General features: G+C 75.6%; 1 protein-coding gene. It reads left to right on the top strand.

The genetic code is table 11. The annotated features are described in order from the left end of the window. Window positions 1–363: 363 nt before the first annotated feature. Window positions 364–895 (top strand): single-stranded DNA-binding protein (locus ACYVE9_RS28615; protein WP_461030794.1); only part of this gene is annotated, 532 nt, incomplete at its 3' end.

The following is an 895-nucleotide window of genomic DNA, read 5'->3' on the forward strand; positions in this document are numbered from 1 at the left end:
CGGGCGGCGGGTTGCGGTCGGGCGCGAGTGCTGGAGCCGGTGGCGGCGGAGCTGATGCGCTACGGCGAGGTGCGGGGCCAGTACGTCGTCGCGGTCGGAGGACCGGAACGCGGCCTGGGCGGCTGCGGCGGCCCGGCCGGGTGAGGGGTGGCGGCATGGCCGGGTGTGGGGCTGTCGACCGATCGGGTGACGGAGTTGTGCACAACCTGTCGGTAGTCCACAGGCCGGAGCGGGAGTGGCGGAACCCGGGCAGCATGGCGGTCGAGCCCGGCGGAACGGACCGGGACGCCTGCGCCGGGCCGGGGGCCTTCAGCCCCGGGGCGGCGCGGGTCCACGCAGACGGTGCCGGGGGAGGCGTCCGAGATGAACGAGACGATGGTGACGGTGGTCGGGAACGTCGCGACGGAACCGGAGTTCCGCACGACCGCCGCCGGTGTGCCCGTGGTGCGCTTCCGGTTGGCGACGACGGTGCGCAGGTTCGACCGCGAGCGCGGAGGATGGGCGGACGCGCACACCAGCTTCTACACCGTGCGGGCGTGGCGTGCGCTGGCCCGCAACCTGTCGTCCTCCGTCGCCCTCGGTGAACCCCTGCTGGTGCACGGCCGGTTGCGGGTGCAGGAGGGTGAACGGGAGGGCGGCCGCTGGTCGGACACCAGCATCGACGCGCTGAGTGCCGGCCACGACCTGGCCCGAGGCACCTCGGCCTTCGCCCGGCCCGCCGGGAGCACCAGACCTACCGCGAGCACCAGCCCCGCCGCGAGCCCGAACGGACCTTCAGGGCGCGGCGTCCATGCCGATCCGAGCCCTTCCTTCGGGCACGGCTCCCTCCCGGATCCGAGCGCCGTGTCCGCGGGCGGTGACCGGGCCGGCGCCCGCGCCTCGCCGACGGCCGCGG

Source organism: Streptomyces sparsus (genome assembly GCF_054776295.1).